The organism is Rothia sp. 11273D007AR (genome assembly GCF_053547255.1).
In genome coordinates this window covers 1-1,522 of sequence record NZ_JBPPWJ010000028.1, presented here as the reverse complement: position 1 = coordinate 1,522, position 1,522 = coordinate 1, and the positions used below count along the sequence as shown (strand labels likewise).

Below are 1,522 nucleotides of genomic sequence, written 5' to 3'. Positions count from 1 at the left end.
CGCTCCACCACCGACCGCAGCCGATTCAGCACCCGATTATTCCGCCTCTGCTCCCGACTCAGCCGCTGACCCGGCTTGCGCCTGGCCGGGGTAGCCAACCCCAACCGGGACTGTCAGGAAAACGGTGTAAACCCACAACAAATCTAGCGACCAGCCACCTGCGGCAACCGATCACCAAAAACAATAGCAAAAGCATTCAACGCCGGCTTCCACCGACTCATCCACCGCCGAGCACCAGCACCTGAAGGATCCAAAGACCGAACCGTCAAATACATAAACTTCAAAGCCGACTCCTCAGACACAAAATGCCCACGCGACCTGGCAGAACGCCGCAACCTAGCATTCAAAGACTCAATCGCATTCGTCGAATACAACACCCGACGAACCTCCATCTCATACGACAAAAAAGGAATAAATTCCTCCCAGCGACGCCACCACAAAGCACTAATAGCCGGGTACTTCTCATCCCACTTCTGCCCAAAGGCCTCCAAAGCCGCCTGCGCAGCCTGCTCGGTCACCGCCTGATAGACCGGCTTCAAATCCCGGGAAATCGCCTCCCAGTGCTGCCTGGGGGCGTAATGCATGGAATTGCGGATCATGTGAATGACGCAGTTTTGCACAATCGTGCGTTCATAGACCGCATTCACGGCCTCAGGCAGGCCGGTGAGCCCATCACAGACCAGGTAGAAGATATCAGCGGTGCCACGGTTCTTCAGCTCGGTCAGGATCTGTAGCCAGAATTTGGCTGATTCGCCTGCCCCTTCAGGGCCTGCCCAGATTCCTAACACATCCCTAGCGCCTTCGACGTTGACTCCCATAGCCACGTAGAAGGGGCGGTTGCTTACCTGCCCTTCGCGGACTTTCAGGTAGATTGCATCGATAAACACAGCCAGGTAGACCGTTTCTAGGGGCCTGGCGGCCCATTCATTCATCTGGTCAAGGACCGTTGCGGTGATACGGCTGATGGTGTCTTTACTGATGCTGGCCCCATAGATTTGCTCGAAGTGGGCTGCGATGTCACCGTAGGTGAGTCCTTTGGCTGCTAGGGAGAGGATGATTTCATCGACGTTTGTGAGTCGACGGGCTCGTTTGGGCACGATGGTCGGTTCGAAGGAGCCGTCGCGGTCGCGGGGGACTTTGATGTCGATGGGGCCGACGGTGTCGGTGAGGATTCTTTTGGTGCGGTAGCCGTTTCTGGTGTTTTGGCTTGTTTGGTTGGGGTTTTCGGCGTGTTTGGGGTAGCCGAGGTGGTCGGTGAGTTCTTCGTCGAGGGCAGCTTGGATGATGTCTTGGGTGAGGGTTTTGAGTAGGGTGTCGCTGCTGAGGTCTAGGCCTTGTTCTTTGGCTTGGGTGATGAGGTTTTGGGCGAGTTGGTGTTCTGTTGTCATGGTGTTATTTTCTCCTGTTGGGGTTGGGAGGGTTTACACCGTTTTCCTGACAGTCCCCCCCAACCCGATATAGCCCTTATCAGCCACAGTGCTCTCATCAAGATATCTTTCCAAGCCATGATGTTTGAAGGCGT

General features: G+C 55.5%; 1 protein-coding gene. It reads right to left on the bottom strand.

The window, feature by feature from the left end:
- Positions 1–143: 143 nt before the first annotated feature.
- Positions 144–1,388, bottom strand: coding sequence for an IS256 family transposase (locus tag ACED88_RS10695; protein ID WP_449109578.1), 1,245 nt, complete (start codon positions 1,386–1,388; stop codon positions 144–146).
- Positions 1,389–1,522 lie beyond the last annotated feature (134 nt).